The following is a 15,492-nucleotide window of genomic DNA, read 5'->3' on the forward strand; positions in this document are numbered from 1 at the left end:
GACACCCCCGCCCAACGCTTAGCAGCCCTGCTCGATCAAGCCGCCTAACCGCGTTGCACTAACCACTTGACATTGAGGCTGAAAACTCGCCGTCAGCTCACGCTCGACGCAGCCCGCTCAGTGACTCAGTGGAACTGACCCTCTTCGGTCGAACCGGCCAGTGCGGTCGTCGACGAGGTCGGGTCGACCGTGGTGGCGATCCGGTCGAAGTAACCGGCACCCACCTCTCGCTGGTGCTTGGTCGCGGTGTAACCGCGCTCCTCGGCAGCGAACTCGCGCTCCTGCAGCTCGACATAGGCGCTCATCTGCTTGCGGGCGTACCCGTGGGCGAGATCGAACATCGAGTAGTTGAGGGCGTGGAAGCCGGCCAGCGTGATGAACTGGAACTTGAAGCCCATCGCACCGAGCTCCTTCTGGAACTTGGCGATGGTGTCGTCGTCGAGGTGCTTCTTCCAGTTGAACGACGGCGAGCAGTTGTAGGCCAGCAGCTGGTCGGGGAACTCGCTCTTGACGCCCTCGGCGAACTTCTTGGCGAGCTCCAGGTCCGGCGTACCGGTCTCCATCCAGATCAGGTCGGCGAACGGCGCGTAGGCCTTGGCCCGGGCGATGCAGGGCTCCAGGCCGTTCTTGACGCGGTAGAAGCCTTCGTTGGTGCGCTCGCCGGTGATGAACGGGCGGTCCCGCTCGTCGACGTCGGAGGTGATCAGCGTGGCGGCCTCGGCGTCGGTGCGCGCGATGACGACCGTGGGGACACCGGCGACGTCAGCGGCCAACCGGGCCGAGGTCAGGGTGCGGATGTGCTGCTGGGTCGGGATGAGCACCTTGCCACCCAGGTGGCCGCACTTCTTCTCCGAGGCCAGCTGGTCTTCCCAGTGCGAACCGGCGACACCGGCGGCGATCATGGCCTTCTGCAGCTCGTAGACGTTCAGCGCGCCACCGAAGCCGGCCTCGCCGTCGGCGACGATCGGAGCCAGCCAGTTGTCCACCGAGCGGTCGCCCTCGACCTTGGCGATCTCGTCGGCGCGCAGCAGCGCGTTGTTGATGCGGCGCACGACCTGCGGCACCGAGTTGGCCGGGTAGAGGCTCTGGTCGGGGTAGGTGTGGCCGGAGAGGTTGGCGTCACCGGCGACCTGCCAACCGGACAGGTAGATCGCCTTGAGTCCTGCGCGGACCTGCTGCACGGCCATGTTGCCGGTCAGCGCGCCCAGCGCGTTGACGAAATCCATCTCGTGCAGCTGCTCCCAGAGCACCTCCGCGCCGCGGCGGGCCAGGGTGTGCTCCTCGACAACGTGACCCTGCAGCGCCACGACGTCCTGCGGCGTGTAGGTGCGCTTGACACCGTTCCAGCGAGGGTTGTGGTCCCAGTCGTGCTGAATCTGCTCAGCGCTCTTCGGGGTGCCGACTTCGGACATGGGGCTGCTCCTTACGGTCATTCTTTGACTGAAATTTGCTGGCGACGAGTCTTGAGATGAGTCAAGCCACCGCCGCGCGGATGGAAGCTAAAGGCTTAACTTCACCTCGACTTCACTGATGTGCTAACTCGACCATGGCACAGTGCATTCCCGCTGGTCCACCCATTTCACTTGCGAATTTCGGCTATGACTTGTGGTCATTTTGCGAACCTTGCGAAGCTGGCGAACTACTGAAACGGTTCAGAAGCTACCGATCAGTAACCGAAACCCGCAGGTCATCGGCAATTTACCGGGACGCTTGTCCGGTTAGAGAGTGAACAGCGCGGCGACGGCTTTCGTCTCGTCGCCGACCGCATATGTGAGCGTTGTAACAGTCCGGTCGGCGAGCTCGGCGCCGAACTGGTCGGTCGAACCGGGCGGGTGCACGTGCGAAATGATCTCCAGCTTGTCGCCCAGGGCCACCGGCGCCTCGTGTTCGATGGTCACCCGCAGGGGAAGGGTGAACACCTCGGGATGGGACGCCAGGTAGTCCTCGACGACGCTCCAGTACACCGAGTTGTTCATGTGATCGAACAGGTCGATGTCGGTCACCCGGACGGGAAATTCGTGGATCTCCGTGGCGTCATCGCGGCTGCCCGGCTTCAGGTAGCCCTTCCAGCGCAGCCGCTCCACCGCGGTGGTCTTGTGCAGGCACGCGAGGAAGTCGTCGGCGATGCGCGCCGGCATCTCGGTTTCCTTGTTGACGTGGATCCAGAACGCCTCGGACTCGATCAGACCGCCCTTGCGTCCGTCGATGCGGACCCGCATCTCGCACCACCGGTTCGAGGTGCCCGAGCACCAACGCCGGCACCGCAGCAAGTCCTGGAACTCGATCGGCCGGATCAGGTCGACCATGGTGCGGCGCACGATCCAAAGCGGATGGGTCTCCTCGAAGCCCATCTCGCGCAGCTGGTCCTGGCCGATGTCCTGGATGTGCCGGCAAGACGCGTCCAACCGCAGCCGTCCGGTCCGGTCGATGTCGCCGACACGAAGCGGCCACTCGCGATCGAAAACATCGGGGCTACCGTCGGGCACCGGCATTAACTTTTTGTCCAGGCTCACGGCGCTGCTCCCCGTTTCCTCCTCGTGCCAAAACCAGGTTAACCCTGGGAACGTCGAAGCGAATCATGCCAACGACGACTGGCAAACACCAATCTCACCGCGCCTGCCAAGTCTGCGAAGCGGATCTTCGCAATGCCGACTAGGCTGGTCAGGTGTCTAAAACGTTCGTCGGCGCGCGCGTCCGCCAGCTTCGCGGCGAACGCGGATTCAGCCAGGCCGCGCTGGCTCAGATGCTCGATATCTCGCCCAGCTATCTCAACCAGATCGAGCATGACGTCCGCCCGCTGACGGTGGCGGTGCTACTGCGCATCACCGAGGTGTTCGGGGTGGACGCAACGTTTTTCGCCTCCCAGGACGACACCCGGCTGGTCGCCGAACTGCGCGAGGTGACCATGGACCGCGACCTCGATATCGACGTGGAACCGACCGAGATCGCCGAGATGGTCAACACCCATCCGGGCCTGGCGCGGGCGGTGGTCAACCTGCACCGCCGCTACCGGATTACTACCGCACAACTGGCCGCTGCCACCGAAGAACGGTACTTCGACGGCAGCAGTGGCACCGGATCGATCACCATGCCCCATGAAGAGGTCCGCGACTACTTCTATGAACGGCAGAACTATCTGCATGAGCTCGATACCGCCGCTGAAGAACTGACCGTCAAGATGCGCATGCACCACGGCGACCTGGCCCGCGAGTTGACCCGCCGGCTCACCGAGGTACACGGGGTGCACATCACCCGGCGCATCGATCTGGGAGACGCGGTCTTGCACCGTTACGACCCGCAAACCAAGACGCTGGAGATGAGCAACCACCTCGGCACTGGACAGCAGGTGTTCAAGATGGCCGCCGAGCTTGCCTATCTGGAATACGGCGACCTGATCGACAGCCTGGTCACCGACGGCAAGTTCACCAGCGACGAGTCGCGGACCCTGGCCCGGTTGGGACTGGCGAATTACTTTGCCGCCGCCGCGGTGTTGCCCTACCGCCAGTTCCACGACGTCGCCGAGAATTTCCGTTACGACGTCGAGCGGCTGTCCGCTTTTTACCAGGTCAGCTACGAGACCATCGCACACCGGCTCTCCACGCTGCAGCGCCCGTCCATGCGCGGGGTGCCGCTGTCGTTCGTCCGGGTCGACCGGGCCGGCAACATGTCAAAACGTCAGTCCGCCACAGGTTTCCACTTCTCCTCCACCGGCGGCACATGCCCGCTGTGGAACGTCTACGAAACCTTCGCCAACCCCGGCAAGATCCTGGTTCAGATCGCTCAGATGCCCGACGGGCGCAACTACATGTGGGTGGCCCGTACCGTGGAACGGCGCGCGGCCCGGTATGGTCAGCCCGGAAAAACCTTCGCGATCGGGCTCGGCTGCGAACTTCGCCACGCGCACCGACTCGTCTACTCGGAAGGACTCGACTTGTCGGGGAACATCACTACGCCGATCGGCGCGGGTTGCCGGGTTTGCGAACGCGACAACTGTCCGCAGCGGGCGTTCCCGGCGCTGGGTCGCGCGCTCGATATCGACGAGCATCGCAGCACCGTGTCCCCCTATCTGGTGAAGCAGGCATGACGGGCAGTCAGCCCGGCCGCATTCCGTCCGGCCGGTTCCGCCAGTTGGGTCCGATCAACTGGGTCGTCGCAAAGCTGGCCGCGCGCAAAGTCCGGGCACCCGAGATGCACCTGTTCACCACACTCGGTTCCCGCCAGGGCCTGTTCTGGACGTGGGCCATCTACTCCGGACGATTGCTGCGGGGCCGGCTGCCCACCATCGACACCGAGTTGGTCATCCTGCGGGTAGCCCACCTGCGGTCATGTGAGTACGAACTCCAGCATCACCGGGGTATGGCACGCCAAGCGGGGCTGGACGCCCAGACGCAGGCCACGATCTTCGCCTGGCCCGACGCTCCGCCGGGAGACGGCCCTCGCAAGGTACTCAGCGCCCGCCAGCAGGCGCTGCTCAACGCGACCGACGAACTGATCAAGGACCGCACCATCACCGAGGAGACCTGGCAGCAGCTGACCCGTCACCTCAACCGGGCTCGGTTGATCGAATTCTGCATGCTGGCAACGCAATACGACGCACTGGCCGCAACGATCACGGCGCTGCGAATTCCGCTGGACAATCCCCGGTAACGTCAGAGATACAGGTTGGCCAGCACGGCCAGCGTCAGCGCCACGGGCAGCACCGGAACGCCGAAGGCGAACGCCGACCAGCCGTACCTGCGACGCCAGCGCATCAACACGCCGCAGATCACCGCGGCGACCGCCAGGGCACCCGACGCCAGCAGCACGGCCACGCTCCACTTGCTCACCGTCGTGAGATCGTCGCCGACGGTGATGGCAGCCAGCCAGAGGACGTAGCCGACGAGCAATCCACCGATCGCGCCGATCACGACGGCAGAGTGCCGCGGCTCCTCGTTGCGGGACATGAACACCCCGCGATGGTATCTCCCGCGCGGAGTGTGCTCCCCGCGCAACGTCTGCCGATCAACCGATTCGGGTGAGGTTGAACCGGTCGTGGTGGTCATCGAGGGTGCAGGGCGCCACCGACGAGGGATGCGCGAAGACCACTTCGCCGGTAAGCGTCGTGGGGTCCCACCACTGAGTGACGCTTACCGGATGGCTGCGGCCGACCAGTATTAGTTCACCGACGAAGTAGCCGGGGCATTCCAGGCCGTCCATGATTATCCGCGAACTGACATAGCGGCCATTCTCCAGTTGGGCGTCGAAGGTGCGGCCCGACCCGGTCGTCACGTGGGCAACGCAAGACGCGTTGCAGTCAGTGGTGACGGTCCATGTCCCGACGTCACCGTCTTCGTCGGCGTAATGGTAGACACCGTTCATCGACGGGACTTCGGCCCTGGCGTATGGTGGCGCGGCGCTCAGGCCCATACCGAGCACAAGTGCGATTGCCGCGGGAAAAGCCTTCTTCCTCATGTGTTTCCGCCCTCTGGTGTCTGGACAACCAGCAGGGCGGTCGAGGCGGTCACCGTCAGCGAGTTTCCTCACCGCCGCTTCCGCACCGCCCCACCTAGGGCGAAATTTATATTACGAAAAATTTTTCGGCAATAAACCCGTGCACGACCAGAGCGTTTTCATAGGAAACCTGCCCTAGAAATTGATCATGTGCCCGATCAAGCCGTGGAAGCACTCCTGCAGCGCCTCGGACATGGTCGGGTGCGTGTGCACGTTGCGGGCGAGTTCGTTGGCCGTCAGGTCCCACTTCTGTGCGAGCGTGAGCTCCGGCAGCAGCTCCGACACGTCGTGGCCCACCAAGTGCCCACCGATCAGCTCGCCGTACTTGGCGTCGGCGATCAGTTTGACGAATCCGCTCGGGTCGCCGACGCCGTGCGCCTTGGCGTTGGCGGTGAAGGGGAACTTGGCGACGACCACGTCGTAGCCCTCGTCGCGAGCCTGTTCCTCGGTGAGGCCGAAGCTGGCGACGTTGGGCTGACAGAAGGTGGCACGGGGCAACATGCGGTAGTCACCCAGCGCCAACGTTTCTGCGCCGGCGATGGTTTCGGCCGCCACGACGCCCATGGCCTCGGCGACGTGCGCGAGCATCAGCTTGCCGGTGACATCACCGATGGCGTAGATGTGCGGCACGGAAGTCTGCATGTAGTCGGTGATGCCGATCGCCTTGCGATCGGTGAGCGCCACCCCGGCCTTGTCCAACCCGTATCCCTCGACGTTGGGCGCAAAACCGATGGCCTGCAACACTTTTTCGGCTTTGAGTTCCTCGGACTTGCCGTCCTTGCTCACGCTGACCGTGACCTCGGAGCCGTTGTCGGTGATGGACTCGACCTTGGTGCCGGTGAGGATCTTGACGCCCAGCTTCTTGAACGCCTTCTCAATCTCCTTGGAGGAGTCGGCATCCTCGTTGGGCAGGGCGCGCGGCAAGAATTCCACGATGGTGACATCGACGCCGTAGTTCTTCATCACGTAACCGAACTCCATACCGATGGCGCCGGCACCGGCGATGACGATCGACTTCGGCAGCTCCCGGGTCAGGATCAGCTTTTCGTAGGTCACCACGTTCTCCGACAGCGACGTGCCGGGCACCAGTCGGGTGCTGCTGCCGGTGGCGATGATGGCGTTGTCGAACGTGACGTCCTCGGTCCCACCGTCGTTGAGTTCCACCGAGATGGAGTTCGCGTCGGTGAACCTGCCGTAGCCGTGGATCTCGGTGATCTTGTTCTTCTTCATCAGGTAGTGCACGCCGGCCACCCGGCCGTCGGCCACCTTGCGGCTGCGGTCGAACGCGACCCCGAAGTCGAACGTGGCCTCGCCGCTGATGCCGAAAACCTTGGCTTCCTTGGTGAAGATCTGGGCGAGTTCGGCGTTGCGCAGCAACGCCTTCGATGGGATGCAGCCGACGTTGAGGCAGACGCCGCCCCAGTACTTCGGTTCGATGATTGCGGTGTTCAAACCGAGTTGTGCGGCACGAATGGCCGCTACATACCCGCCGGGACCTGCTCCGAGAACGACGACGTCATAGTGGGTCACGGAACTCACCCTAATGGTGATCGCAAGCGCCGCGAAGCGGGGCGCGGCGGGTCACCATCATCACCACCCAAGCTGATCGCAAGCGCCGCGAAGCGGGGCGCGGCGGGGCACCATCATCACCACCCAAGCTGATCGCAAGCGCCGCGAAGCGGGGCGCGGCGGGTCACCATCATCACCACCCAAGCTGATCGCAAGCGCCGCGAAGCGGGGCGCGGCGGGTCACCATCATCACCACCCAAGCTGATCGCAAGCGCCGCGAAGCGGGGCGCGGCGGGTCACCATCATCACCACCCAAGCTGATCGCAAGCGCCGCGAAGCGGGGCGCGGCGGGTCACCATCATCACCACCCAAGCTGATCGCAAGCGCCGCGAAGCGGGGCGCGGCGGGTCACCATCATCAAAATCCGTGCGGCTTATTGGGGCACTACGCCCATCACACACGGTGTCGTCACACGCTCGCAGTAGTACGAGCCGTACAGGGGCGCGGCGGCGGCGACGGAGGCGAACGGCGCGGACATCACCGCGATCGCCAGCGCGGCGACCAGCGGCTTGGACTCCACCATCGCCAGAATCAGGCCGGCGGCGGCGCAGGCCACCACGTACCCGAACGTCGCGAATACCGGCGGCGTCTTGTCGATGGTGTGGTACCACCAGTAGAACAAGCTCAGCCCGAATACCGCGGCGAAGGACCACACGCCGATCAGCACCAGTAAGAACTTCCACCATTTCAGGTAGAGGTAGCGCCCGGGGACGGCCACCGGTCCGGGCGCCTCGACCGCCGACTCAGCGCCCGAATCGGGCGCTGCCGTGGCGACCGGCGTCACCGGCGCGGGCCGCTCCTGGACCGGCGGCGATTCCGACTTGGGTTCCGCCAGACCGGCCAGCGGCAGGAATGGATGGGAGTCGGTGTCGAAATCGGGGACGAACGGCACGGATGGCTCACCGGCGTCGTATGTGGGTGCGACGGGCAGCTCTCCGGAGTCGAAATCCGGCACGAAGGGTTCGGTGCCCGGGCTCGACTCGCGGTCCTGGGCTTCCTTCTGGTCAGCCATGGGAGACCACCTGCAGCGCGGCCAGCATGCCCAGCCAGCCCGGCCCCAACGCCAGAATCGCCGCGCCGAGCATGGTGACCCATCGGCGCCCGGAGAACAGGATCACCGACAGCCCGACCACGGCGGGTACACCGACCACCAACGCGATCGCGATGTCGGGACGAATCCGGGCATGGATAAGCAGGCTGGACGCCACCGCCAGCACCTGCCCCAGCGCACTCCCCACCAGCATTCCGCCAGCCAGCAGCCACGCGCGCGGAAGAGGGATCACGGAAGACGACCTTACTGAACTACCGAGGCGGTGCTGGGCACGTCCCCGGCGAGTTGTCGGTCACAAGATGGCCTCGTATTGGCGGCCTTTCACCACGCTCGTACGCAGCGCCGGTGATCACGGGTTGGGCTTGCAGCAGTTCACTTTCGGCATCGGTGAAGACCCGGCCGCGACTGAGGAATCGCATTCCCTCGGGCGCTTCGAGGCTGAAGCCGCCGCCGCGGCCGGGTACCACATCGATGACCAGCTGAGTGTGTTTCCACGTCTCGTACTGAGGGCCGGAGATCCACACCGGCACGCCTTCGGCACCGACGTCGAGCACACCCAGCAGAACGTCGCGGTCGCCCACCAGAAAGTCGCCGCGCGGGTAACACATCGGCGACGAACCATCGCAACAACCGCCGGACTGGTGGAACATCACCGGACCGTGCCGGTCCTGCAACCGCGTTAGAAGCTCGGCGGCGGAGGCGGTGATGAGCGCCCCCGGGATCATCAGAAGAAGCCCATCGCCTTGTCGGAGTAGGACACCAGCAGGTTCTTGGTCTGCTGATAGTGCTCGAGTGCCATCTTGTGGCCCTCCCGCCCGAAACCGGACTGCTTGTAACCACCAAAGGCCGAGTGCGGCGGGTACACGTGGTAGCAGTTCACCCACACCCGTCCGGCCTTGATGTCGCGCCCGGCCCGGTAGGCGGTGTTGCCGTTGCGGCTCCACACCCCCGCACCAAGCCCGTACAGGGTGTCGTTGGCGATGCCGATCGCGTCGTCGTAGCTGTCAAACGGCGTCACCGCCACCACCGGCCCGAAGATCTCCTCCTGGAAGATCCGCATCTTGTTGTTGCCGGAGAAGATCGTCGGCTGCATGTAGAAACCGCCGGACAGGTCTCCGCCGAGTTCGGCGCGCTCGCCGCCGGTGATGATCTTGGCGCCCTCCCCCTTGCCGATCTCGATGTAGGACAGGATCTTTTCCAGCTGGTCGTTGGATGCCTGGGATCCCAGCATGGTCTCAGAGTCCAGCGGGTCGCCCTGCCGGACGGCCTTGGTCCGGATCGCGGCCAGCTCCAGGAACTCGTCGTGAATGTCGGACTGGATCAGGCTGCGCGACGGGCAGGTGCAGACCTCACCCTGGTTGAGGGCGAACATGGTGAAGCCTTCGAGCGCCTTGTCCTGGAAATCGTCACCGGCGGCCATCACGTCGGAGAAGAAGATGTTGGGGCTCTTGCCGCCGAGTTCGAGAGTGACCGGGATCAGGTTCTGCGAGGCGTACTGCATGATCAGTCGCCCGGTGGTGGTCTCACCGGTGAACGCGACCTTGGCGATCCGGTTGCTGGACGCCAGCGGCTTGCCGGCCTCGGCCCCGAAGCCATTGACAACGTTGAGCACTCCGGGCGGCAGCAGGTCGCCGATCAGCGACATCAGGAACAGGATGGAGGCCGGGGTCTGCTCGGCCGGCTTGAGCACGATCGCGTTGCCGGCCGCCAGGGCCGGTGCCAGCTTCCAGGCGCCCATCAGGATCGGGAAGTTCCAGGGAATGATCTGCCCGACGACGCCGAGCGGTTCGTGGAAGTGGTAGGCGACGGTGTCTTCGTCGATCTGCGACAGCGCACCTTCCTGGGCCCGGATCGCGGCCGCGAAGTAGCGGAAATGGTCGGCAGCCAACGGAATGTCGGCGGCCAGCGCCTCGCGGATCGGTTTGCCGTTGTCCCACACCTCGGCCACCGCCAGTGCCGCGGTGTTCGCCTCGATGCGGTCGGCGATCTTGTTCAGGATCGCGGCCCGTTCGGTCGGTGACGTCTTGCCCCACGCCGGCGCCGCGCCGTGCGCGGCGTCTAGCGCCTTGTCGATGTCGGTTTCGTCCGACCGCGGGATCTCGCAGAATGACTGGCCGGTCACCGGCGACGGGTTCTCGAAGTAGCGGCCCGCGGCGGGCGCCACCCACTCGCCGCCGATGAAGTTTCCGTACCGCGACTCGTACGACATCAGGGCCCCGGACGTCCCTGGACGTGCAAAGACAGGCATCTGCTCGGCTCCTCGTTAGGTCATGTAATACAGCTCACACTACCGCTGGGCCAGAATGGCTTCCATGTCATCTGAGAGTGCCGACGACCCCTACCTCTGGCTCGAAGACGTCACCGGCGACAAGGCACTGGATTGGGTGCGTGCACGCAACGAGCCGACCAGAGCGGAGTTCTGCGACGCCGAGTTCGAGACGATGCGCACCGAGGCGCTGCAGGTGCTCGACACCGACGCCCGGATCCCCTACGTGCGCAGGCGCGGTGACTACCTCTACGACTTCTGGCGTGATGCCACCAATCCCCGCGGCCTGTGGCGGCGCACCACGCTGGAGAGCTACCGCACCGACACACCGGAGTGGGATGTGCTGATCGACGTCGATGCGCTGGGCCGCGCGGACAACCGGAACTGGGTGTGGGCCGGGGCCGACGTGATCGAACCCGAACTCACCCGCGCCCTGATCAACCTTTCCCCGGGCGGCTCGGACGCCGTCGTCGTACGTGAATTCGACATGCTGACACGCGAATTCGTCGCCGACGGGTTCGAGTTGCCCGAAGCCAAGTCGCAAATCGGCTGGGACGATCCCGACACCGTACTGGTAGGTACCGACTTCGGGCCGGACTCGATGACCGAATCCGGTTATCCGCGCATCCTCAAGCGCTGGCGGCGTGGCACCCCGTTGACGGAGGCCGAGACCCTCTTCGAGGGCGAGCGCAGCGACGTCAGCGCCGGCGGCTCCAAGGACCGAACGCCCGGCTTCGAGCGCACTTTTGTCGGCCGCTCCCTGGATTTCTGGAACCGGCAACGCTACGAGCTACGCGGGACCGAGCTGATTCCCATCGATGTGCCCACCGACGTCAGCAGCATGTCGGTGCACCGCGAGTGGCTGCTGATCGATCTGCGCAGCGACTGGACGGTCGGTGACACCACCTACCGCGCCGGTTCCCTGCTCGCCGCCAATTATGACGAATTCCTGGCCGGTGCAAGGGAACTGACAGTCGTGTTCGAGCCCGACGAACACACCTGCCTCTATCACTACGCGTGGACCAGAGACCGGCTGCTGGTCGTCTCGCTGGCCGACGTCGCCAGTCGGGTGGAGATCGTCACCCCGGGCAGCTGGCGGCGTGAGCCGCTGGCGGGGCTGCCCGAGTCGACCAACACCGTGATCAGCGCCGCCGACGAAACCGGCGATGAGTTCTTCCTGGATTCCAGCGGATTCACCGCGCCGTCGCGGCTGCTGCGGGGCACCGGCTCCGGCGGGTTGGAGCAGATCAAGTCCGCGCCGTCATTCTTCGACGCCGAAAACATCGCTGTGGAGCAGTATTTCGTCGCATCCCAGGACGGCACGTCGATTCCCTACTTCGTGGTGCGTCCCACTGACACCGCGGGACCCGCCCCCACCCTGCTTTACGGCTACGGCGGGTTCGAGACGTCCAACACCCCCGGCTACAGCGGGGTGCTGGGGCGGCTGTGGCTGGCGCGCGGCGGCACGTACGTGCTGGCCAACATCCGCGGCGGCGGAGAATACGGGCCGGCCTGGCACACCCAGGCGATGCGCGAAGGCCGCCACAAGGTGGCCGAAGACTTCGTGGCCGTCGCCGACGATCTGGTCCGGCGCGGCATCACCACGGTCGGCCGGCTCGGCGCACAGGGCGGCAGCAACGGCGGCCTGCTGATGGGAATCATGTTGACCAAGTACCCGGAGAAGTTCGGAGCGCTGGTGTGCAGCGTGCCGCTACTGGACATGAAGCGGTACCACCTGTTGCTGGCCGGCGCCTCCTGGGTCGCTGAATACGGTGACCCGGACAACCCCGACGACTGGGCGTTCATCTCCGAATACTCTCCGTACCAGAATATTTCCGCCGACCGGGAGTATCCGCCGATCCTGATGACGACGTCCACCCGCGACGATCGGGTGCATCCCGGGCATGCCCGCAAGATGACCGCCGCGCTGGAGGCCACCGGCCACCGGGTCTGGTACTACGAGAACATCGAGGGCGGGCACGGCGGCGCCGCTGACAACGAACAGCTCGCGTTCAAGGCAGCGTTGAGCTACTCATTCCTGTGGCGAATGCTCCGAACCGACACGTAGCTGTGACGGTTACAACGTCTAGCAGTGCGCGGCTTCGGGCACCCTGGAAGTCATGTCCGCGCAACTGCCGGGAATCTTCGAATCGCTTGCCCCTACCCTCGACCGGTACGGGTACGCGGCGATCGTCGCCCTGGTAGGCCTGGAAGGGGTGGGGATCCCCCTGCCTGGCCAGCTGATCTTGATCGCTGGCGGAATTTATGCTGCCAGCGGACATCTGACGCTGGTCCCGGTGCTGCTCGTGGGCTTGTTGGCGGCGGTGGGCGGCGACAATGCCGGCTACGCCATCGGCCGCTACGGCGGCCGCGGCCTGGTCCTGCGGTTCGGCCCATATGTGTTTCTCAGCCGGGAGCGGCTGGCGAAGACCGAACGCTTCTTCGCCAGACGCGGCCACATCGTGGTCTCCGTCGGGCGCTTCGTCGACGGGCTGCGCCAGGCCAGCGGCATCGCGGCAGGGCTGGCGCGGATGCGGTGGCGCCGCTACCTCGCCTACAACGCGGCGGGCTCGGCGGTGTGGGTGGCCGTCTGGGTTCTCGCCGGTTATCTGGCCGGCAATCACATCGAGACGCTCTACGCCGGCGTACAGCGGTATGGCATCTATGCCCTGGCGACGGGTGCCGCGATCACCGTCGCCGTGCTGGCCGGGTTGGCGATGAGGCGGCAGGCCGTCGACGCTTGACACGGTGGTCCGCCGCGACTTCGCTTCGGCTTATGCCTGCTGCCAAGCCCGAATTCGAAACGCTGCTCTATTCCAGCAAAGGTCCGGTGGCCACGATCACCCTGAACCGTCCCGAGCAGCTCAACACCATCGTCCCGCCCATGCCCGACGAGATCGAAGCCGCAATTGGCCTGGCGGAACGGGATCACGACATCAAGGTCATCGTGCTGCGCGGCGCCGGACGGGCTTTCTCCGGCGGTTTCGACTTCGGCGGCGGCTTCCAGCACTGGGGTGATGCCATGATGACCGGGGGGCAGTGGGATCCGGGCAAGGATTTCGCGATGGTCAGCGCGCGCGAGACCGCGCCGACGCAGAAGTTCATGGCCATCTGGCGCGCGTCCAAACCGGTGATCGCGCAGGTGCACGGCTGGTGCGTCGGCGGCGCCAGCGACTATGCGCTGTGCGCCGACATCGTCATAGCCAGCGAGGACGCGGTGATCGGCACCCCGTACAGCAGGATGTGGGGCGCCTACCTGACCGGCATGTGGCTGTACCGCCTCAGCTTGGCCAAAGTGAAGTGGCATTCGCTGACCGGACGGCCGCTGACCGGTGTTCAGGCCGCTGAAATCGAGCTGATCAACGAAGCGGTGCCGTTCGACCGGCTGGAGGCCCGGGTGGCCGAAGTCGCGGCCGAGCTGTCCCAGATCCCGCTGTCGCAGTTGCGGGCGCAGAAACTCATCGTCAACCAGGCCTACGAGAACATGGGTTTGGCGTCGACTCAGTTGCTGGGCGGCATCCTCGACGGCCTGATGCGCAACACCCCCGACGCGCTTGATTTCATCCGCACCGCCCAAGCTCAGGGCGTCCGAGCGGCAGTGGAGCGCCGGGACGGCCCGTTCGGCGACTACAGCCAGGCGCCACCGGAGCTGCGGCCGAACCCGTCACATGTGATAGTTCCTGATCGCGATGGGTCGTAAGATGGGCTAGTAAATCGCCGTCGGAATGTTCGCAACCTGGAAAGTGTTACGGTAACCATGATGTCTCGGCTGAGAATCGGCCTGCGTGCAGGCACTGTTTTCATTGCTCTCGCGATCGCCGCGGTGGTGTTGCCCAACGTGGCCATGCCGTTAGCGAAGGCCGACTCCACCGAGGACTTTCCGATACCGCGCAGAATGATCGCGACGACGTGCGACGCCGAGCAGTATCTGGCGGCCGTGCGGGACACCAGCCCGGTCTACTACGAGCGGTACATGATCGACTTCAACAATCACGCGAATCTTCAGGAAGCGACGATCAACAAGGCCCACTGGTTCTTCTCGCTGTCGCCGGCTGGGCGCCGCGACTATTCCGAGAACTTCTACAACGGCGACCCGCTCACATTCGCCTGGGTGAACCACATGAAGATCTTCTTCAACAACAAGGGAGTCGTCGCTAAAGGCACCGACGCGTGCAACGGTTACCCGGCCGGCGACATGTCGGTCTGGAACTGGGCGTAGGGGAGACATGCGGGCACGCAGGTTCGTCGCCGCGGCCGTGATGGCCGCTGTCGCTCCGATCGGGATCGCCGTCGGAAGTGGCCCGGCACACGCCGACAGCGACCTGGGTAAGCAGTGCTCTCCCGAGGGCGCAAAGGTGTGGGGCAAGCCGGGCCCGATCTACTGCGAGCGCCAGGCGGATGGGCAACTGCAGTGGGTTTCCATCCCCGTCTCGGCGCTGTGCGTTGCCTTCTGCGTGAACCAGCCGTAGGCCCGCCCACTCACCGTCGGGCCAGGTCCCGGTTAGCAGACTTCCCGAATTTTGTCCTCCGTTTGGAGGACGAAAATTTCATCCGTTCGGAGGCCGTTCGGGGGATAGATCCGACCGCTGACCAGTGGAATCATGATGGGCGGCGGTAGAAAGTACGGTTTCGAGGAAGTGCCGCAACCACTCGGTCGCGGATAAATACATCGGTTGGGGCCTTGCCGCGGCAGGGCAAACGAACCCATAATGGACCTCCGGCCAGCCGAACATCCGCTCGATCTGCACGTGGTGGATGCGACTGCGTTCCGGAAGCTGGAGGACATCGCATGAGCCAAACAACTGGCAACGGCATCCCTGGCACGCTCGCGGCCCTGGACTGGCAGTCCATCACGTGCCAGTTCGAGGCCGGCTGCACCAACCGCGCAACCCACATCGTCCACCGGCACGCGGTGGATGAATGCAATCACCCGCACGTCGACCCATTCGGAAATATCGTCGAGATCGTCTGCATCGCCTGCCTGTGGCGCGCCGAAGCCGAGATCCTGGTGCAGGTGGGTCAGCTCCGGCGCTCGTCGGGTGCCTACTGCCTGACGTGCGGCGCCCCGGTATCCGAGTTGAGCGACATCATGCGCGACGTCGTCGCGCTCTGACCG

The 15,492-nt window shown here is 65.0% G+C and carries 17 protein-coding genes; 8 read left to right on the forward strand and 9 right to left on the reverse strand.

The genetic code is table 11. The features are described 5' to 3' along the window. Nucleotides 1-125 precede the first annotated feature (125 nt). Both aceA and AWC08_RS20500 read right to left on the reverse strand, forming a co-directional pair. Nucleotides 126-1,412: an isocitrate lyase gene (gene aceA / locus AWC08_RS20495; protein WP_065132698.1), complete on the reverse strand. Its 1,287-nt coding sequence runs from the start codon at nt 1,410-1,412 to the stop codon at nt 126-128. Nucleotides 1,413-1,718: 306 nt separating this feature from the next. Next, nucleotides 1,719-2,513 carry an acyl-[acyl-carrier-protein] thioesterase gene (locus AWC08_RS20500; RefSeq protein WP_065132699.1) on the reverse strand — a complete coding sequence of 265 codons (795 nt, stop codon included), beginning with the start codon at nt 2,511-2,513 and terminating at the stop codon, nt 1,719-1,721. Between the two features lie 152 nt (nt 2,514-2,665). Between AWC08_RS20500 and ramB the strand changes: the two genes are divergently transcribed. Both ramB and AWC08_RS20510 read left to right on the forward strand, forming a co-directional pair. After that, nucleotides 2,666-4,084, forward strand: coding sequence for an acetate metabolism transcriptional regulator RamB (ramB, locus tag AWC08_RS20505; protein WP_069433289.1), 1,419 nt, complete (start codon nt 2,666-2,668; stop codon nt 4,082-4,084). Beyond that, complete coding sequence (locus AWC08_RS20510; RefSeq protein WP_069433288.1) at nt 4,081-4,647, forward strand: carboxymuconolactone decarboxylase family protein; 567 nt, start codon at nt 4,081-4,083, stop codon at nt 4,645-4,647. Before ramB ends, AWC08_RS20510 begins: the two co-directional genes overlap by 4 nt. A gap of 2 nt (nt 4,648-4,649) precedes the next feature. Here the strand turns inward: AWC08_RS20510 and AWC08_RS20515 are convergent, their stop codons facing one another. The 7 genes from AWC08_RS20515 to exaC form a co-directional block, all read right to left on the reverse strand. After that, nucleotides 4,650-4,943 carry a hypothetical protein gene (locus tag AWC08_RS20515; RefSeq protein ID WP_065132737.1) on the reverse strand — a complete coding sequence of 98 codons (294 nt, stop codon included), beginning with the start codon at nt 4,941-4,943 and terminating at the stop codon, nt 4,650-4,652. Between the two features lie 58 nt (nt 4,944-5,001). Continuing rightward, on the reverse strand, nt 5,002-5,451 hold the full coding sequence (locus AWC08_RS20520; protein WP_142283703.1) for a hypothetical protein: 450 nt from the start codon (nt 5,449-5,451) through the stop codon (nt 5,002-5,004). A gap of 174 nt (nt 5,452-5,625) precedes the next feature. Next, the gene (gene lpdA / locus AWC08_RS20525; RefSeq protein WP_069433286.1) at nt 5,626-7,020 is read right to left on the reverse strand and encodes a dihydrolipoyl dehydrogenase; all 1,395 of its coding nucleotides are present in this window, start codon (nt 7,018-7,020) and stop codon (nt 5,626-5,628) included. 412 nt (nt 7,021-7,432) lie between these two features. Then, nucleotides 7,433-8,071, reverse strand: a complete 639-nt coding sequence (locus AWC08_RS20530) for a hypothetical protein (RefSeq protein ID WP_069433285.1) — start codon at nt 8,069-8,071, stop codon at nt 7,433-7,435. Beyond that, nucleotides 8,064-8,342: a putative holin gene (locus AWC08_RS20535; protein WP_065132705.1), complete on the reverse strand. Its 279-nt coding sequence runs from the start codon at nt 8,340-8,342 to the stop codon at nt 8,064-8,066. Before AWC08_RS20535 ends, AWC08_RS20530 begins: the two co-directional genes overlap by 8 nt. 19 nt (nt 8,343-8,361) lie before the next feature. Next, nucleotides 8,362-8,835 (reverse strand): DUF779 domain-containing protein, encoded by a 474-nt coding sequence (locus tag AWC08_RS20540; RefSeq protein WP_069433284.1) that lies wholly within the window; start codon nt 8,833-8,835, stop codon nt 8,362-8,364. After that, on the reverse strand, nt 8,835-10,358 hold the full coding sequence (gene exaC / locus AWC08_RS20545; RefSeq protein WP_065132707.1) for an acetaldehyde dehydrogenase ExaC: 1,524 nt from the start codon (nt 10,356-10,358) through the stop codon (nt 8,835-8,837). Before exaC ends, AWC08_RS20540 begins: the two co-directional genes overlap by 1 nt. A 55-nt stretch (nt 10,359-10,413) precedes the next feature. Here exaC and AWC08_RS20550 point away from each other — a divergent pair, with 55 nt between their 5' ends. The 6 genes from AWC08_RS20550 to AWC08_RS20575 all read left to right on the forward strand — a co-directional run bounded on the left by AWC08_RS20550 (nt 10,414) and on the right by AWC08_RS20575 (nt 15,489). Next, nucleotides 10,414-12,444, forward strand: a complete 2,031-nt coding sequence (locus AWC08_RS20550) for a prolyl oligopeptidase family serine peptidase (protein WP_069433283.1) — start codon at nt 10,414-10,416, stop codon at nt 12,442-12,444. Nucleotides 12,445-12,496: 52 nt separating this feature from the next. Then, nucleotides 12,497-13,120, forward strand: coding sequence for a DedA family protein (locus tag AWC08_RS20555; RefSeq protein ID WP_069433282.1), 624 nt, complete (start codon nt 12,497-12,499; stop codon nt 13,118-13,120). Nucleotides 13,121-13,152: 32 nt separating this feature from the next. Further along, complete coding sequence (locus tag AWC08_RS20560; RefSeq protein ID WP_069433281.1) at nt 13,153-14,076, forward strand: crotonase/enoyl-CoA hydratase family protein; 924 nt, start codon at nt 13,153-13,155, stop codon at nt 14,074-14,076. A 60-nt stretch (nt 14,077-14,136) separates the two neighbouring features. Continuing rightward, the gene (locus tag AWC08_RS20565; RefSeq protein WP_065132738.1) at nt 14,137-14,595 is read left to right on the forward strand and encodes a DUF5078 domain-containing protein; all 459 of its coding nucleotides are present in this window, start codon (nt 14,137-14,139) and stop codon (nt 14,593-14,595) included. A gap of 7 nt (nt 14,596-14,602) precedes the next feature. After that, nucleotides 14,603-14,845 carry a hypothetical protein gene (locus tag AWC08_RS20570; protein WP_065132711.1) on the forward strand — a complete coding sequence of 81 codons (243 nt, stop codon included), beginning with the start codon at nt 14,603-14,605 and terminating at the stop codon, nt 14,843-14,845. A 320-nt stretch (nt 14,846-15,165) separates the two neighbouring features. Continuing rightward, on the forward strand, nt 15,166-15,489 hold the full coding sequence (locus AWC08_RS20575; protein ID WP_069433280.1) for a hypothetical protein: 324 nt from the start codon (nt 15,166-15,168) through the stop codon (nt 15,487-15,489). The last annotated feature ends 3 nt before the right edge of the window (nt 15,490-15,492 follow it).

Source organism: Mycobacterium gordonae (assembly GCF_002101675.1).
Lineage (GTDB): Bacteria > Actinomycetota > Actinomycetes > Mycobacteriales > Mycobacteriaceae > Mycobacterium > Mycobacterium gordonae.

Bases quoted from the DNA above. Each gene is read 5' to 3' on its own strand.
- aceA (WP_065132698.1), bottom strand. From the start codon at position 1,412: ATGTCCGAAGTCGGCACCCCGAAGAGCGCTGAGCAGATTCAGCACGAC.
- AWC08_RS20510 (WP_069433288.1), top strand. From the start codon at position 4,081: ATGACGGGCAGTCAGCCCGGCCGCATTCCGTCCGGCCGGTTCCGCCAG.
- AWC08_RS20515 (WP_065132737.1), bottom strand. From the start codon at position 4,943: ATGTCCCGCAACGAGGAGCCGCGGCACTCTGCCGTCGTGATCGGCGCG.
- AWC08_RS20520 (WP_142283703.1), bottom strand. From the start codon at position 5,451: ATGAGGAAGAAGGCTTTTCCCGCGGCAATCGCACTTGTGCTCGGTATG.
- AWC08_RS20530 (WP_069433285.1), bottom strand. From the start codon at position 8,071: ATGGCTGACCAGAAGGAAGCCCAGGACCGCGAGTCGAGCCCGGGCACC.
- AWC08_RS20540 (WP_069433284.1), bottom strand. From the start codon at position 8,835: ATGATCCCGGGGGCGCTCATCACCGCCTCCGCCGCCGAGCTTCTAACG.
- exaC (WP_065132707.1), bottom strand. From the start codon at position 10,358: ATGCCTGTCTTTGCACGTCCAGGGACGTCCGGGGCCCTGATGTCGTAC.
- AWC08_RS20550 (WP_069433283.1), top strand. From the start codon at position 10,414: ATGGCTTCCATGTCATCTGAGAGTGCCGACGACCCCTACCTCTGGCTC.
- AWC08_RS20555 (WP_069433282.1), top strand. From the start codon at position 12,497: ATGTCCGCGCAACTGCCGGGAATCTTCGAATCGCTTGCCCCTACCCTC.
- AWC08_RS20560 (WP_069433281.1), top strand. From the start codon at position 13,153: ATGCCTGCTGCCAAGCCCGAATTCGAAACGCTGCTCTATTCCAGCAAA.
- AWC08_RS20565 (WP_065132738.1), top strand. From the start codon at position 14,137: ATGTCTCGGCTGAGAATCGGCCTGCGTGCAGGCACTGTTTTCATTGCT.
- AWC08_RS20570 (WP_065132711.1), top strand. From the start codon at position 14,603: ATGCGGGCACGCAGGTTCGTCGCCGCGGCCGTGATGGCCGCTGTCGCT.
- AWC08_RS20575 (WP_069433280.1), top strand. From the start codon at position 15,166: ATGAGCCAAACAACTGGCAACGGCATCCCTGGCACGCTCGCGGCCCTG.